The organism is Cerasibacillus terrae, assembly GCF_008039555.1.
GTDB classification, from domain to species: Bacteria; Bacillota; Bacilli; order Bacillales; family Amphibacillaceae; genus Cerasibacillus; species Cerasibacillus terrae.
The window spans coordinates 124,747-141,153 of record NZ_VDUW01000002.1 but is presented as its reverse complement, the minus strand read 5'-3'; the positions used below and the strand labels follow the sequence as shown (position 1 = coordinate 141,153).

The following is a 16,407-nucleotide window of genomic DNA, read 5'->3' as shown; positions in this document are numbered from 1 at the left end:
ATATGCTCAAATTTTAACATATTTTCTCAAAATATACTAACAGTTACGGTTTTCACACTAGTAAACCCATTGCAGTTATTCTTTTTACTTGCTAAACTGATAGCTAGAAAGGGTGGAATGAATGAAAACGAAAAAGGAATTACAAGATGAGCTAACGAATTTAAAAGCAGATTATGCACGTATTCAAAGTGATATGGATAAATTAGAATATGTAAAAGGACGAGTTTCTTCAGCGGAAGAACAGTTAATTCGAATCGAAAAGGAAATTGCTGAAGTATATGAACAAATGGAACAATTGGATCAATTGGATCAATAAGAAAGATACGCATGAGTTTTCTATATTTCCAAAGTCAGCATCTATTTTATGCTAACTTTAGAATTTTCAGTGATCGGAATTCTATTTAGTACACGAAATCAGGCTACCAAATTAGGATTAGTGACCGATATTCTGCTTAGTACACGAAATCGGGATACCAAATCTGGATTAGTGACGTATATTCTCCTTAGTACACAAAATCGGGCTACCAAATTAGGATTAGTGACCGATATTCTGCTTAGTACACATAATCGGGATACCAAATCTGGATTAGTGATCGATATTCTGCTTTGTACACATAATCGGGAAACCAAATCTGGATTAGTGACCGATATTCTCCTTAGTACACGAAATCGGGATACCAAATCTGGATTAGTGACCGATATTCTCCTTAGTACACGAAATCGGGATACCAAATCCGGATTAGTGACCGATATCATGCTTAGTACACGAAATCGGGATACCAAATCTGGAAATTCGGATTAGTGACCGAAAAGCTATAAAGTTTGAGAATGAGCCTGAATTTAGAAAGCTAGTTGTGAGGGGCAATATGCCTTCTTTTTTTCAATAGGATATTGCTAAAACGCTACTAAGTTAATCCCATTCATGCTCATACACATGTAATAAGGCCCATAGCTCATTTTTCGCTTGTGGGCCTTATGTTTTTTTATAAAAATCTTCGTGTAAATCTCCTAGTAATAAATATCTTTTCACTAGATTTCAGTATAAAGCAACTTTAACTACTTCTTCCCATTCTTCGTCTGTTCGATTTTCGCTTGTATCTTTGCCTGTTCTTTCGTTGGTGGCGTAATACTTACAATAATATCTCCTACCTCTGGTGCTACTTTTAAATCTTCGGTAAAGTATTTAATCTGTCCAGACGGTTTAATGAGATATAGGAAAATTGTGTCATTATCTTTTTCCTTTACATAATGTTTAAATCTAAATTGTTCTGTAATTGCAGTATGGCGGAAAACAAATCCTCTTCGCAACATATCATTTAAGCCGGTCATTGTTACTTCTTCTTTAAATAAGACTCGACCAGCAACTTTTGGAACAATTTCACCTGTAGAATTAATGTTCATCTGATCATATGGACTTAATTTAAAGACATTGGTCCGTCCATATTCTGGCATAAATGTTGTACAGATTAATGAATTATAAAATGGATCATCAGATGCTGCGATTAAATAATCGTATGGCATCGTATCTAAATGATATTCTGTTTGTTCGGATAGCATTTCTCCATGATAAAATGGAATACCCGCTTCACGAGCAAGGCGAAGTTTTCTCCATGAAGAATCTACAATAATAACCGGAGTTTCAGCTTTCATCAATGTTTTAGCAAACTCAACAGTAAAGCGATTGCTTCCAACAATTAACGTACCAGGACGACCTTCCATAGATAAATGTAATTTTTTCGCCAATGGTCCAATTGTAAATCCATGTGCTAACACGGTAAAAAACACGAGACCAAATGTTAAAGTCGTTAACAATGTTGCATCTTCATAGCCTGCTTCCAGAAGAATACCTGCGAAATAACTCGACACAGTCAATGCAACAATACCTCTAGGTGCTATCCATCCGACTAATAATTTTTCATTTAATGTTAAATTCGTACCAATCGTTGACAAAAAGATGGATAACGGACGAACAGCAAACATCATTAATAATACATATCCGATAATATTCGGGCTAAAGATTTGTAGCAATGTCTCCATCTGCAATGACGCAGTTAACATAATGAAGATTGCTGAGATTAGCAAAATAGACATGTTTTCCTTGAAATGTCTCATCTCTATAACAGAGCTGATTCCCATATTTGCTAGTGTAAGTCCCATTGCCGTTACAGATAAAAGTCCTGTTTCATGAACAATTTCATCTGGTATCGTAAAACATAAAATAACGACAATGAACACAGCTGGGGATTTCAAGAACTCGGGGATATACCCTCTTTCGAACACATAACCAATACCCTTTCCACATGCCCAACCAAAAATAGCGGCAAAAACCGATGCAGCAAAGAAAATTAGTAATTTTTCTCCGCTTGGGTTATCAGAAGTTAGAAAAGCAATAATCTCAAAAGCAAATACAGCTAACAATGCACCGATTGGGTCAACAATAATTCCTTCCCACTTTAAAATCTTAGCCGGACGAGGCTTTAATTTAGACTGCCTTAATAGTGGCATGATGACGGTTGGCCCTGTTACAATAAATAAACCACCTATAACAAAAGCAACTGCCCAAGAAAGTCCTGCAATATAATGTGCGGTTAGTGAACCGAGAATCCAGGCAATAAATGCTCCAATGGTTGAAATACGAAATACTGGTTTTCCTAAATCACTCAGTTCTTTAAAACGTAAATTCAGACTTCCTTCAAAAAGGATAATCGCAACAGCAACAGATATAATCGGATTATATAAATCTCCAAAGTCTTCTTGAGGATTAATCCAACCGAATATTGGGCCGATGATTAGTCCTGTTACAGACATGACAACAATTGCAGGCATCCGATAACGCCATGCCACCCATTGTGAACCAATCCCTAAAAGACCAATTAACATAATTTCAAATAGCAGTGATAAGTTCATTTTTTCCCCCTTTTAATTCCCATCATTTGGTTTTATTTCCTGTTTCGGATTCAAAATATAAGGACATTGTATATGCGATTTACGAAAAAGTAAACAGTTAAATCTGAAATGAAATGATTTGTTTTTTACAAACGAACCTTAAATATATGTATCTCCTGTTTTTTTCATTCTCACAATGTTGCTGTATCAATCTTTATTCTAAAGAAAAGTAAAATAACGCGATTCAAATTCAATAAAAAAGAAAATATTTTTATAATCACTATCTTATTTGTCGGTATTTTAGTATGGATAGATGGTGAAAAAATATAAATCCCTTTTATTTTTCATACATCTTCCCATGAAAAAATATGGTAGGATGAGTTATAGGAGAAAGGAAGATTTACATGCTCGGTAAACCAGAAAGTATTTTACAAACCTATTTCGGTTATCCATCTTTTCGTCCTGGGCAAAAGAAAGTAATTGACCTTGTCTTAGAAATGAACAACACATTGGCTATTATGCCTACCGGTGGTGGAAAATCCTTATGCTACCAAATCCCTGGACTCATTATGGAAGGAACCGCAATTATTATCTCTCCATTAATTTCATTGATGAAAGACCAAGTTGATTCCCTTATTGCCTTAGGGATTCCAGCAACTTACATAAATAGTTCTCTTTCTACCGAAGAACAGAAGAAGCGTCTTTTCGATTTAAAAAATAGACGATATAAATTTTTATATGTCGCACCAGAACGATTTGATTCAGCTTGGTTTATAAACACGATTAAAACCATTCCGATTGCTTTCGTTGCTTTTGATGAAGCACATTGTATTTCACAATGGGGACATGATTTCCGTCCAAGCTATCGGTCCATTGTTCCTAGCTTAAAACGATTGAAGAACATTCCTGCTTTTATCGCTTTAACAGCAACTGCTACAGAACAGGTAATTAAGGATATTCAATCCTTATTAGATGTTCACGAACAACATATTATCAATACAGGATTTAAGCGTGACAATCTTTCTTTTCATGTCATAAAGGGAAAGGATAAACGATCATTTCTTCAAAGCTTTTTAGAGAAACGTTCCCAAGAATCAGGAATCATATATGCAGCAACTAGAAAACAAGTGGACGGGCTCTATACTTTATTTGAAAATCGTGGTTTTTCTGTTGCCAAATACCATGCAGGCCTATCAGAAATGGAGCGCAAACGTGCACAAACCGCCTTTGTACATGATGAAATAAACATTATGATTGCAACTAATGCATTTGGGATGGGGATAGATAAATCAAACGTTCGTTTTGTAATCCATTATGCCATGCCAATGACTATTGAATCGTATTATCAAGAAGCAGGTCGTGCAGGAAGAGATGGAGAACCAAGTGATTGTATTTTGTTATTCTCTCCACAAGACATACAATTGCAGAAATTCTTTATCGAACAGTCGCAAATGGATGACAATGCTAAACAGCAAGAATACCAAAATTTACAAGCAATGATTAACTATTGTCATACACATAGTTGTTTGGCAACATTTATTCTGGATTATTTTAAAGATAAAGGACCAATAGATAATTGTGGACAATGTAGTAATTGTACAGATCGTAAAGAAAAGGTAGATATTACAGAGGAAGCACAAATGATTTTATCCTGTGTGAAAAGAATGAATGAACGATACGGTATCACGCTTACCGCGAAGGTTTTGAAGGGATCGAATGATAAAAAGGTTCGTGAACTTGGATTCCGCTCTTTATCTACATATGGCTTATTATCTAACTATACAGAAAAGGAATTGACAGAACGAATTCATTTCTTAATTGCAGAAGATTTACTTTCTACAGAAGGTGGCAAATATCCAACTTTAAAATTAAATCAACAATCTGTAGATGTTTTAAAAGGGAAACGTCAAGTCACGATGTTTCTTGCACCAATTCCAACAGGAGAAGTATCCGATTATTATGGGGATTTATTTGAGGAATTGCGTCATTTACGTAAAAAAATTGCTGTAGAAAAAGCAGTACCTCCATATGTCATTTTTTCTGATGCCACATTAAAGGACATGGCTCGCTATCTGCCTATGACAAAAGAAAGCCTTTTAAATATCAAAGGTGTTGGTGAAAGAAAATATGATCAATATGGGGAGGCATTTCTAAAAGTACTTCAGAATTGGCAAGAAGAACATCCGAATAAAAAAGGAAAGATTTCCATTTCCCAACCCGAGACAGTTGTACGAAAACAAAAAACTGCTGACACAAGACCAAGCCATTTAATTAGCTATGAGCTATTCCAATCAGGAAAAATGATTAAAGAAATATCAATAATGCGCGACCTTTCACCGCAGACAATTGAAAATCATTTATTTAAAGCATATAAAGAAGGCTATACCATTGTTTGGGAGATTTTCTTTAATAAACAGGAAGAGGAGACAATTCTGAGGGCACGGAAAGAAATAGATGAACCAAAATTAAAAGCACTAAAAGAAGCAATAGATGAAGAATATAGCTATACGAAAATCAAAGCTGTATTAGTGAAGAATGATTTAGCATAATTAAAAAGAGACTGGACAAAACACTTTTAAAATGAATAACCGTATGAAATCTAGTTTAAAAAACATTGATTTCATACGGTTTTTTTTAGGATTTTATCTAAATTCAATTAAATTTCAACTTATGCCCCAGCATCGTTTAAATTTATTTAATTATAGAGTAACAATAAAGTGAAACTTCAATTAAAAAAAATCTCAATGTTGCTTTAGATAAGGTTTGACCAGAAATCCCCTGTAAACCCGGTTTTATGTTAAATAGATTTCCCTATTCGCAAGTTTTAATCTTTGTATACAGCTTCAGCGTATCCGCTATTTGTGCTTTATCTGGATGACTAATATCTTCTAAAGGAGCCCCCTTAACAATACTTATATATTCACGTTCATCCACCAACCCAAGTGTTGCCCAGCATTGCCCTGCATCATATGTTGTACCAGATTTCCCCCCAATAATTTCAAAGCCATCTTGTTCTTCTTTATTAAGAGACGAAAGCACAGTTGATTCTAGCAAGATTCCATCAGGATGATCCTTAGTTAACGTTGTCTGAAATGTCTCTTTTGTAAAAATCGCTTTAAAATGACCATTATCTAATGCATAATCTAAAAGCTTGGCCATGTCAGAAGCTGTCGTATATTGCTTTTTATTATGGAGGCCTTCTGGATTAGTAAAGTGTGTGTCATTCAATCCAAGTTTAGTAGCCTTATTATTCATCATCAGCAATCAATATCGAGATATTTCTCATCTTCCCACTCCTGAATAAAGTTTTTTTATTTTCTATTTTACATATTATTCCCTGCATTAAAAACACACGTTCGATTACTTTAATTGTAATCGATAACGTGTGTTTTTTAAACAACTATATTGTCACTCAACATTAATGTTAATCGCCCATGCTCCACTACGGAAAACTGCTTCTGTTGTACCATCATGAAGCACTCCATCAATATCTAATTTATCTGATCCAATCATAAAGTCAACATGTGTCAGACTATCATTTGCACCATGCTGATCAAGCTCTTCTTTATTCATATCAGAGCCACCTTCTAAGTTCGTCGGATATGCTTTTCCTAATGCAATATGACAAGATGCATTTTCATCAAATAATGTGTTATAGAATATTAAGCCTGATTGAGAAATTGGGGATTCATGTGGAACAAGTGCAACTTCTCCTAGGCGTGTTGCCCCTTCATCTGTCTCTAATAAATGTTTTAAAGTTTCTTCTCCTTGTTCCGCTTTAAAGTCAACTACTTTTCCATCTTTAAAAGTTAGACTGAAATTGTCAATTAAGCTACCACCATAATTGAGTGGTTTCGTACTAGATACAGTACCATTGACACCATATTTATGTGGCATCGTGAAAACTTCTTCTGTCGGCATATTTGGGTTAAACGTAATTCCTTGTGTTGATACAGCAGAACCACCTTTCCAAATATGGCCTTCTGGAAGTTCCATTTCTAAATTTGTCCCTGGTGCTTTAAAAATTAATTTTTTATATTTTTTCTGATTTAATACTTGATGAGCCTTTTTCAATGTTTCATTATGTTTTTCCCAAGCTGCAATTGGATTATCTTGATCAACACGAACAATTTTAACAATAGCATCCCAAAGACTTTGGACTGCTTCTTCTTTTGATTGGTTTGGAAAAACCTTTTGTGCCCAGTCACCTGATGGAATGGAGATAATCGACCATGTAATTCGATCATTCATCGTATATTCACGGAATTTCGTTAATGCTTCACCTGATGCTTTATTCGCTTTCGCAATTCGAGTCGGGTCCACATCTTTTAATAAATCTGGATTTGTTGCACGGATATGAAGAACCGCTCCACCCTCCTCTGCAAGACTATTATGTAATTGAACTCTCCACTCAGGGAAATTTGTCAACACTTCCTCTGGGGCATGTTGAAATTTTAATAATGTTAATTCATCATCCACCCAGTTAACATGTACATCTTTCGCCCCTAATTCCCAAGCTTTCCGGACGACTTTTTTTGTAAATTCCATTCCTTCTAATGGAGCATTAATCATTAAGGCTTGCCCTTTTTGTAAATTAACACCTGTTTTCAAGGCCAGTTCCGCATATTTTTCCATGGTTTGTTGTTCTATCATATCGATAATCCCTCCATAACTATTTATCTTTTTATTATTTCACAAAAAAATGAATTATACAATTTCGATAGACTAATAATGGTTAATAATAAAGAAAACTTGGTTCAGATGGAGTTTTTACCCAGTCTGAACCTTAGTCACACTTATCTCGAAGCTTAGCGTAACTTTTCCCGCCTAAAGCGACTTGACTTAACGCCGCGAAGATAAAGAATGGGTGGTTCCTATTCGTGACCAATTTTAGCGTTTTTTCAATTTCTGGGCATGATTAAAAGTTATTCATGACCTTATTTCACATTTTCTGGATTTAAGGGAATGATTACACCCTATTCGTGACCGTTCTTCCTAATTTCAAAATTCTTGGGAATGATAAACGTCTATTCGTGACCAATTTCTACGTTTTCGAAAATATTGGGCACGATTACACAAACTTTGCTTTTGTTTATACCCTCTTGAAACTAATTCATATAGAAAAAAGTCCCACCATCATAATTGATAAGTGGGAGAACTTTTCACTTTTCCGCAAATTAACTGGCTGTAAGACCTCCACATCATAAATTCGAGACATTCAAGTATTATAAGTGGAGAGTCAACAGCCAGTAAAAGCCCGATTCGTTCTACTAACAATCAGTGGGTGACGAAAAAAACTCCCACTGATTGAAGTTTCACTTTATCGTGACCACGGATATCCCGTCCCGAACATATCAGCAAATCCTTTTGATTGTTTTCTTCTTTCTCTTCGTTCTTCTGCACGTTTTGGTGCACCTTCATGTAGTAATTTTTCTTGTTCTGTTTCTGGATATACGGCTGGAACAGGACTCGGGCGACCATCTTCATCAATAGCAACAAATGTTAGGAATGCTGTTGCACACACTTGGCGTTCACCTGTAATTAAATCTTCAGTTACAGCCTTAGCAAATATTTCCATTGATGTTTTATGTGTCCATGTCACATATGCCTCCACACAAATAGAATTTCCAGCTTTTACTGGTGCTAGAAAATCAAAGGAGTCTGTTGAAGCAGTTACAACATTTTTTCGAGCATGACGAATGGCAGCAATTGATGCTACATCATCAAAATAGGCCATTAATTTTCCACCAAATAATGTCCCATGAGGATTTGTGTCTGGCGGCATAACTTGCGAGAGTTTTACAGATAATGAATTAGAACAAGGTTTTGCGTTCATATGCTTCTTTCCTTTCTGGGTATGTCTTAATTCATTTTAGCATTTCTTCCCCGTCCATGACAAAGAATGGAGATTTCACAGGGGGATTTGGCTCATTCCTCTCTTGTGCTAACAATCAGTGGAATGAAGAACCCCTTACTTACTGAAGTTTCGCCTTATAATATAGGTGACAATAATCGGGAGACTGATTCCTTCATCCGAATTCCAAGCGACCGCTTATCATATAAGGATTTCGGCATTTGCGTCGAATGTCTCATATCTTCTTCAAATTCAGCCACCAATTGTTGGGCAATTGCAATATCATAAATAAATGCATTCACTTCAAAATTCAAACGAAAACTACGTACATCTATATTTGCCGTTCCAACAGAGGCAATTTTTCCATCCACTACAATTGTTTTGGCATGCATAAATCCTTTTTGATAAATATATGCCTCTGCCCCTGCCTCCAACACATCACCAATATGCGAGAATGTTGCCCAATATACAAATGGGTGATCCGGCATATTCGGAATCATAATCTTAACATCTACACCTGATAGGGCAGCAATTTGCAAGGCATCACGTAAACTTTCATCAGGAATATAGTATGGTGTTTGCAAATAAATATACTCTTTTGCCGACATAATCATTTTAATGTATCCATTTTTGATCTGTTCCCAACTCGAATCAGGTCCACTTGAGACAATTTGAATCCCTGTATCCCCCTTTGGCACTGCATCATAAAATCGTTTCTCATAATGAATATGATTTCGTGATGCTTGATTCCAATCAAGAATAAAACGTGTCTGCATATTACGTACAGCATCCCCCTCAATCCGTAAATGGGTATCTCGCCAATATCCGAATTTCTTACTTTTTCCGACATATTCATCACCAATATTAAATCCACCGATATATCCCAATTTTCCATCGATAATAACCAATTTCCGGTGGTTGCGGTAGTTTATCTTAAAATTAATTTTCGGTATCTTTGGTGGAAAGAATGAATCAACACGGACTCCAGCCTTTCTAAGCTCCCGGACGAACTTCGGACGAAGCATTCGAGAACCCATATCATCATATAAAACTCGGACATCTACACCTGCTTTCGCCTTCTTCATTAACACCCTTGCAATACGCTGGCCTAACTCATCATGACGAATAATATAGTAAAGCAGATGGATATGGTCTGTCGCTTGTTCTAAATCATGAATCAGAGCCTTAAATTTTTCAGTTCCATCTGTAAAAATATCAACCTGGTTATTTTGTGTGAATATGGCATCATTATTACGTAAATGTAAATAATATAAGTCCTTATACTCCATTAATTCTTGTTGTCTAAAATGAAAATTATTATTTTCGATTGCTCGCATTTGTTTCTGTACGGCTTTCTTTACACCGTGCTTACTTTCTCGATCCCATTTAAAAATTCGTGTTCCCCGCAGTGGCTTTCCGAAGACTAAATATAGAAAAAAGCCGACGATTGGTATGAAAAATAATACCATTAGCCATGCCCATGTTGCTGGAGCGTCTTTTCTCTCTAGAAAGATAACAGAGAGTGCCAAACCAATGTTAATCACAAATACAAGACTAAACAAATAAGGTGTTAGCCCCATCCACAAGACCCCTTTCCAACTTCTCTTCTCTTTACAATATAGCATAAAATGGAATTAGGGGTGACATGGAAGCTAAATGTTAGCTTTCCCCGCTTTCCCGCCTGATTTCTTTACTTTTATGAAAGGATGCTTTTGTGTACGATTGATTTCGTTCATATTTTACAAAGATACATCCCCTACTGAGAACAATCTTTTTAAAAACAGTAAATAAAATGAACCTTCACCCAGTAGGGGTCTTGTAGCCAGTTAACCTGCGATAAAAAAAAGAGCGTTTTTCACGCTTTTTTTTTTTATTTATTTACCATTGAGGAAGTTTTATTAGATAAACTTTTTTCTATTTTATTTAATGCTTGTTCTAAATCATTCCATATATCCTGCCAAGCTTCCAGGCCAACGGATAAACGAAGGAGCTGATCGGTTATTCCCATCTGTTCACGTGACTTTTCTGGAACAACAGCATGTGTCATTGTTGCCGGATGTTGAATTAATGTTTCTGTATCCCCTAAACTAACCGCAATTTTAATAAAGGAAAGATGATTCATTAATTCCTGTGCTGTCTGTTTTGTACCCTCTATCTCAAAGGAAATCATGCCACCACCACGAGACATTTGCTTCTTTTGAATGGAACCACTTGGGTAATACACATTCGACACGGCTGGATGTGCTTTTAATTTTTCAACCATTTTTTCTGCTTGTTCTGAGTGACGGTCCATACGAACGGGAAGTGTTTTTAAACCGCGTAGTAATAGCCAAGCTTGAAACGGTGATATAATTCCACCGATATCTTTTTGTGTTGTCATCTGAACCGAATCAAGAAAGTCTCTTTTTCCAACAACAAGCCCTGCCACCACATCTCCATGGCCCCCAATATATTTTGTCGCACTATGAATGACAACATCACAGCCCAATTCAAGTGGACGTTGTAAATAAGGAGAGGAAAAGGTATTATCCACAACAACAGGAATTTCATATTCCTTAGCAACCTCTGCAACCATTTCAAGATCAATTAATTGCATGGTCGGATTAATCGGTGTTTCAATATAGATACATGCCGTTTCTGGTTTGATAAGTGAACGAACCTCTTCTTTCGTTCGCATCGCTGAAAAATCATGTGTTATTTGGTATTTTTCTTCCATCATCGTTAATAAACCAAATGTACAACCATATAAACCATTCGAACATAAAATATGATCATTTGCTTTTGTTAAGGCAACTAATACGGCAGAGACCGCTGCCATTCCAGATGCAAAGGCAAGCCCCTTTTCTCCACCTTCAAGTGTGGCAATTTTATCTTCTAATGCTGTGACAGTCGGATTACCAAGTCTAGAATAAATAAATCCCTCTTCTTCCCCTCTAAATCGCCGTTCTCCTTGTTCCGCTGTGTCAAACGTAAACGTGGATGTTTGAAAAATCGGTGTTGACAAACTACCCATCATATCCTTTGAATCATATCCTGCATGGATTGCCGCTGTTTCAAAATGGTCATATTTTTTCTTCATAACAAACTTCCCTCCTATACCTTTATTCTTATCATACGCTATACCATACTTAAATGTAAACGCTTTCTTTTAATTTTTCCCATCATTAGTTATCCACAACAAATTATGAATAAAAAATCCTTTTCATAATATACAGGGTTGCAATTTTTCACAAATAGTCTAAAATTTAATTATTTAGAAATAACTAGAAACAAAGGAGGGATTAGCTTGCAAACTAAAAAGAAAACAAGCATTGTCGATGTAATTAGCGCATACATTATATGGGGGTTTCTACCAATTTATTGGAAACTAATTGATAATGTAAATGCCGGAGAAATCTTAGCACACCGGATTATTTGGTCTTTTGTTTTTATGTTAGCAATTATTACTGGAATGCGTGCATGGCCATCTTTCATAAAGGAATATCGACATATGTTGAAAAATAAAAAACAATTCATCGGCATTACTCTTGCTTCCATCGTTATAAGTACAAATTGGCTAACATACATATGGGCCGTTAATAATGAATATATTGTGCAAGCAAGCCTCGGTTACTATATCAATCCATTAATTAGTGTTTTATTAGGGGTCATCATTTTAAAGGAAAAGTTAACAAAAGGACAAGTGGTTTCCGTTCTGTTAGCAAGTATTGGTGTCCTTCTTCTAACAGTACATGCAGGTGTATTCCCTTGGGTATCCATATGGCTAGCTATCTCCTTTGCGATTTATGGTTTCATTAAAAAGACGATCCATCTTTCAGCAATGAATGGATTAACCATTGAAACGATGATTGTGACACCAATTGCCTTTATTTATTTGTTACAATTACCACAAACAGCATTTTCATTGGATATTTTTTCAAAAACAAATATTGTTTTAATAGGGGCAGGAATTGCTACGGCAACACCGCTTTTGCTGTTCTCTAAGGGTGCGAAAGGTATTCCACTATCAATGATAGGATTTTTACAATATATTGCACCGACTATTATGCTTGGAATCGGTGTTTTTCTATATCATGAAACATTTTCTCCCATGCACCTACTCGCATTCTCATTCATTTGGATTGCTTTAATTATTTATATTGCATCCATTAATGAAGGACCAACCTTTTTACATCGAAAAAGAAGGCTTAAAGAACATTCATGATACAATAACTTCCTGTAATGTTCTATACGAAAAAGAGATATACTAATACTAATGACAGAAATATTGGTGGGCTCTATATGAAGAATAAAATAATTTGGGGAATCCTTCTTACTAGTCTTTCTCTTGGGATTATTGGCTTATTCTATTTTGGAAATGAGGTCCCTACAGAAACAAAGGTTACCCATTTTAAAGAACAATTACAAGAAACAGAGCAAGAGAAAACGGATGAAGATATAAAAGAAGATAAACAAACCAATCAAAAGGAAGAAGATGACAGATCAACCGTTCTTAATGAAAAATTAGAAGATGTGATGCAACACGCAAAGCAAATTATCGCAAGGAAAACAGCTCATATTGTTGCGATTGGAGACTCTTTAACAGAAGGGGTCGGTGATGAAACAGAACAAGGTGGATATGTTGGTGTATTTAAAGAAAAAATTCGTGAAGACAAACTGCTAGCTCAGATTGAGAATTTAGGAAAACGCGGAAATCGAACAAGTCAACTAATAGAACGCTTAGACGAACCTGATATTCAAAACAAATTAGAACAAGCGGACATCATTTTAATCACGATTGGTGCCAATGATGTCATGTATGTATTAAAGCAAAACATTACAAACATTACCCATAAGCCATTTGAAGAAGAAAAGCCAAAATATAAAGAAAGACTTGAATCCATCTTTCACACCATTCGAAACATCAACAATGAAGCTGAAATCTATTTAATTGGTTTTTACAATCCATTTGCAGGCTATTTTCCAGATATTGAGGAATTGGAAGTAATCTCTGAAGAATGGAATAAAGTGGGGGAATCCGTTACAAAGCAATTTCCAAAAACATATTTTGTCCCGACAGCAGACTTGTTTAAGGGACAATCTAAAGAAGTCTTAGCAGATGATCATTTCCACCCAAATCAATTGGGTTATCAATATATTGCGGAGCGTATTTTAAAGTATTTAAATAATAATCCTTAAGAGATGGCTGTTTTAACAACTTTTTATATAACGATAGCACATTCATCAAACAGGTTACGAAAATAACCAAAAACAATAACGAAAGGCTTATTTCCCCTCACATCCCTTTCGCTTTATTGTGGGATAGGAGTAAGATATGAAGAGAAATTGGAAAAAATACTTCCTTATTTTATTATCTATTAATCTTATTGTCGTCATTTTTATTAGTCTATTTATTCTTTGGCCAGCTCCTTCACCAGAAAAAAGGGAAGTAGAAGAGCTGAATAAAGACCAATATTCTGAGTTTATTATTCGCACAACAAAAGCAAACTTAAATGAATTAGTAAATGCATACTTAGAACAATTACTACAAGACACAAAACATCACTATCAGATTTCCCTAGAAGATGATGTTCATTTACAAGGAGAACTTCCTGTCTTTTCTGCGACGGTTCCATTATCCATCCACTTGGAACCACTTGTTCAAGATGATGGAAACATTATATTAAAACAAAAATCTATCTCTGTTGGACTCTTAGAGTTGCCAAATAAACAGATCATGAAATATATGAAGAGATTTTTACCTGTTCCAGAATGGGTAGATATTGATCCTAACAAGGAAGAAATCTATGTTGCTGTAACCGATATGGAAATGAAAAGTAACTTCCAAGTACAAGTGGATCATTTTGACCTGGAAGCAAATCATATTGCAATGAAAATTAAAGTACCATATGAAACACTTGGAATTGAGTCCTCTCATAAACATGAAGAATCAAAATAGAACAGCGAGATTATATACAATCCCGCTGTCTCTTATTCATCATACAATTTTTGCATATCTATAATTTTATTTTTCACTGCATCAACTACCTCAGGTGGAGATAATACCTTCGCCTGATTTCCCCATGTTAAAATCCAATTAATGAGTCCGTCTGATAATTTCGCCTTCGTAGTTAACACAAAATGATCTTCATCTAATCTTTTTATATCTGCATCATGGCCAAATCTGTCTAACATGACATTCACTAGATTATTTACAAAGCGAATTTTAATTCTCGTATCTTTTCCTGCAAACATATGAAAGGTTTGATTCACATATTCCTCTAAATTAAATGGCTGTTTTCTAAATCTTTGTTCTGTCACTTGAATGTTACGAATTCTGTCTAATCGATAATGGCGGATTTCATTATTTTTCAAGTAGTGGCCAATCAAGTAATAATAATCATTTTGCCATATCAATGCATATGGCTCCACTTCATATATTTCACCATCTCGATGAAACTCGAATTCCTTTTCTACATTATATGACCCATATTGATATGTAAGTACACGCTGTTTATATATCGCGCGATGTACTCGATCTATATTTAACTTTATAAGATCATAATTCATATTAGAGGATGGACTAAATAATATCGGATTTGGTAATGTTTCTGCAATATATTTACTTGTTAGCTGCTTAATCTTTTTAATTAGATATTTCTTTTCATTTGATGTGATAAAACGTGCAGAAAGAATAGCATCATTTATTAGTCGTAATTGGTATGTTTCAAATAAACGGTCTTGGTGGCTATAAAGATTCTTCCCGTATTTCCCTTTGTTTTGAATCACATCGAAACCCAAATCCGCTAAAACTTCCATATCACGTTTTAACGTTCGTACATCGAATGTTTCATCCATCACTTTTCCAAGTTTTTCATTCAGTTCTGTTATCGTTAATTGATTTTCCTCATCTGTTTCTCGGAATAAAAGCTCGCGTAATTTTAGAATACGATAGCTATTTCCACCTTTCATACCTTCACCACCTATTTTACTACTTAACTGGTTATCGAATAACCAGTTGTTTTACTTTATTTCGTAATGAAAAAATAAAAGATGACTTCACATCAATCACTTCTGGTTCTTGAAGTTGATAATCTTTTCGATATTCTCCCAGTCTACCATAATAAACCAATTTCATTCCCGTCTGGTTTCGTATATCTTCTGGTTTAGTGAAGCAGGCCGGCTTTGATGGTTGAAAAGATTCTGTCCGATATAATAATGTTGCAACAAATTGAGAACAGAAATAAGCATGCTTTCGTTGTAGTTTAATTTTAAATAGAAAAGCAATTAAGCCAAGGAAATTATAACGATACCTGTCTTGGTCTTTTTCAAACTGTTTTACCATTGTTTCAATTTCATTATATTCCGCCTCTGTTAAACGAAATGTATATAAAGCACATTCGGAGTGTTTTAAAAACTTACTACGAATATCTTCCTGTACAAATCCTCCACTAAAAGGATTACGTGGCTGTTTTCGACCAAAACTGTATACTCTCGTTAAATCTTCATCAAAGGCAATGGATACATGATTTAACGGTTTTTTCGTATATAAATGGATTAACTTAGATAAATAAGTACCAGTATTCATAAAAAGAATATAGATGGTTTTATCTTTCATGACACTCCCCCCCGTTTTATACAATGCCTTAGTTGATGAATACTCATCATACATTTTAAATTTAAGCGAT

General features: G+C 35.1%; 14 protein-coding genes. 6 read left to right on the top strand and 8 right to left on the bottom strand.

The annotated features are described in order from the left end of the window. Positions 1 to 121: 121 nt before the first annotated feature. Both FHP05_RS04130 and FHP05_RS04125 read left to right on the top strand, forming a co-directional pair. Positions 122 to 316 (top strand): SE1832 family protein, encoded by a 195-nt coding sequence (locus FHP05_RS04130; RefSeq protein WP_147665981.1) that lies wholly within the window; start codon positions 122 to 124, stop codon positions 314 to 316. A gap of 48 nt (positions 317 to 364) precedes the next feature. Further along, positions 365 to 802 carry a hypothetical protein gene (locus tag FHP05_RS04125; protein ID WP_147665980.1) on the top strand — a complete coding sequence of 146 codons (438 nt, stop codon included), beginning with the start codon at positions 365 to 367 and terminating at the stop codon, positions 800 to 802. Positions 803 to 1,056: 254 nt separating this feature from the next. Here the strand turns inward: FHP05_RS04125 and FHP05_RS04120 are convergent, their stop codons facing one another. Then, positions 1,057 to 2,907 (bottom strand): cation:proton antiporter, encoded by a 1,851-nt coding sequence (locus FHP05_RS04120; RefSeq protein ID WP_147665979.1) that lies wholly within the window; start codon positions 2,905 to 2,907, stop codon positions 1,057 to 1,059. 383 nt (positions 2,908 to 3,290) lie between these two features. Here FHP05_RS04120 and recQ point away from each other — a divergent pair, with 383 nt between their 5' ends. After that, complete coding sequence (gene recQ, locus FHP05_RS04115) at positions 3,291 to 5,435, top strand: DNA helicase RecQ (RefSeq protein ID WP_147665978.1); 2,145 nt, start codon at positions 3,291 to 3,293, stop codon at positions 5,433 to 5,435. A 262-nt stretch (positions 5,436 to 5,697) separates the two neighbouring features. Here the strand turns inward: recQ and FHP05_RS04110 are convergent, their stop codons facing one another. From FHP05_RS04110 to megL, 5 genes are all read right to left on the bottom strand, one after another. Beyond that, a complete protein-coding gene (locus tag FHP05_RS04110) occupies positions 5,698 to 6,141 on the bottom strand; it encodes a D-alanyl-D-alanine carboxypeptidase family protein (protein WP_230973918.1) in 444 nt (147 codons plus the stop codon). Between the two features lie 153 nt (positions 6,142 to 6,294). Beyond that, a complete protein-coding gene (locus FHP05_RS04105; protein WP_147665976.1) occupies positions 6,295 to 7,539 on the bottom strand; it encodes an aminopeptidase in 1,245 nt (414 codons plus the stop codon). Positions 7,540 to 8,206: 667 nt separating this feature from the next. After that, on the bottom strand, positions 8,207 to 8,722 hold the full coding sequence (locus FHP05_RS04100; protein ID WP_147665975.1) for an acyl-CoA thioesterase: 516 nt from the start codon (positions 8,720 to 8,722) through the stop codon (positions 8,207 to 8,209). 155 nt (positions 8,723 to 8,877) lie between these two features. After that, a complete protein-coding gene (gene cls / locus FHP05_RS04095; RefSeq protein WP_147665974.1) occupies positions 8,878 to 10,320 on the bottom strand; it encodes a cardiolipin synthase in 1,443 nt (480 codons plus the stop codon). A gap of 290 nt (positions 10,321 to 10,610) precedes the next feature. After that, on the bottom strand, positions 10,611 to 11,819 hold the full coding sequence (gene megL / locus FHP05_RS04090) for a methionine gamma-lyase (protein ID WP_147665973.1): 1,209 nt from the start codon (positions 11,817 to 11,819) through the stop codon (positions 10,611 to 10,613). A gap of 207 nt (positions 11,820 to 12,026) precedes the next feature. Here megL and rarD point away from each other — a divergent pair, with 207 nt between their 5' ends. From rarD to FHP05_RS04075, 3 genes are all read left to right on the top strand, one after another. After that, positions 12,027 to 12,944: an EamA family transporter RarD gene (rarD, locus tag FHP05_RS04085; RefSeq protein ID WP_147665972.1), complete on the top strand. Its 918-nt coding sequence runs from the start codon at positions 12,027 to 12,029 to the stop codon at positions 12,942 to 12,944. Positions 12,945 to 13,021: 77 nt separating this feature from the next. Next, on the top strand, positions 13,022 to 13,918 hold the full coding sequence (locus FHP05_RS04080; protein ID WP_191126227.1) for an SGNH/GDSL hydrolase family protein: 897 nt from the start codon (positions 13,022 to 13,024) through the stop codon (positions 13,916 to 13,918). Positions 13,919 to 14,054: 136 nt separating this feature from the next. After that, on the top strand, positions 14,055 to 14,678 hold the full coding sequence (locus FHP05_RS04075; RefSeq protein ID WP_147665970.1) for a YpmS family protein: 624 nt from the start codon (positions 14,055 to 14,057) through the stop codon (positions 14,676 to 14,678). Positions 14,679 to 14,710: 32 nt separating this feature from the next. On the opposite strand, the gene FHP05_RS04070 is transcribed toward FHP05_RS04075, so the two are convergent. Beyond that, positions 14,711 to 15,691, bottom strand: a complete 981-nt coding sequence (locus tag FHP05_RS04070) for a helix-turn-helix transcriptional regulator (RefSeq protein ID WP_147665969.1) — start codon at positions 15,689 to 15,691, stop codon at positions 14,711 to 14,713. Between the two features lie 31 nt (positions 15,692 to 15,722). Further along, positions 15,723 to 16,337 (bottom strand): hypothetical protein, encoded by a 615-nt coding sequence (locus FHP05_RS04065; RefSeq protein WP_147665968.1) that lies wholly within the window; start codon positions 16,335 to 16,337, stop codon positions 15,723 to 15,725. Positions 16,338 to 16,407 lie beyond the last annotated feature (70 nt).

What these genes read in the sequence shown, in the direction of transcription:
- FHP05_RS04130 (WP_147665981.1), top strand. Translation starts at nt 122, where the DNA reads ATGAAAACGAAAAAGGAATTACAAGATGAGCTAACGAATTTAAAAGCA.
- FHP05_RS04125 (WP_147665980.1), top strand. Translation starts at nt 365, where the DNA reads ATGCTAACTTTAGAATTTTCAGTGATCGGAATTCTATTTAGTACACGA.
- FHP05_RS04120 (WP_147665979.1), bottom strand. Translation starts at nt 2,907, where the DNA reads ATGAACTTATCACTGCTATTTGAAATTATGTTAATTGGTCTTTTAGGG.
- recQ (WP_147665978.1), top strand. Translation starts at nt 3,291, where the DNA reads ATGCTCGGTAAACCAGAAAGTATTTTACAAACCTATTTCGGTTATCCA.
- FHP05_RS04110 (WP_230973918.1), bottom strand. Translation starts at nt 6,141, where the DNA reads ATGAATAATAAGGCTACTAAACTTGGATTGAATGACACACACTTTACT.
- FHP05_RS04105 (WP_147665976.1), bottom strand. Translation starts at nt 7,539, where the DNA reads ATGATAGAACAACAAACCATGGAAAAATATGCGGAACTGGCCTTGAAA.
- FHP05_RS04100 (WP_147665975.1), bottom strand. Translation starts at nt 8,722, where the DNA reads ATGAACGCAAAACCTTGTTCTAATTCATTATCTGTAAAACTCTCGCAA.
- cls (WP_147665974.1), bottom strand. Translation starts at nt 10,320, where the DNA reads ATGGGGCTAACACCTTATTTGTTTAGTCTTGTATTTGTGATTAACATT.
- megL (WP_147665973.1), bottom strand. Translation starts at nt 11,819, where the DNA reads ATGAAGAAAAAATATGACCATTTTGAAACAGCGGCAATCCATGCAGGA.
- FHP05_RS04080 (WP_191126227.1), top strand. Translation starts at nt 13,022, where the DNA reads ATGAAGAATAAAATAATTTGGGGAATCCTTCTTACTAGTCTTTCTCTT.
- FHP05_RS04075 (WP_147665970.1), top strand. Translation starts at nt 14,055, where the DNA reads ATGAAGAGAAATTGGAAAAAATACTTCCTTATTTTATTATCTATTAAT.
- FHP05_RS04070 (WP_147665969.1), bottom strand. Translation starts at nt 15,691, where the DNA reads ATGAAAGGTGGAAATAGCTATCGTATTCTAAAATTACGCGAGCTTTTA.
- FHP05_RS04065 (WP_147665968.1), bottom strand. Translation starts at nt 16,337, where the DNA reads ATGAAAGATAAAACCATCTATATTCTTTTTATGAATACTGGTACTTAT.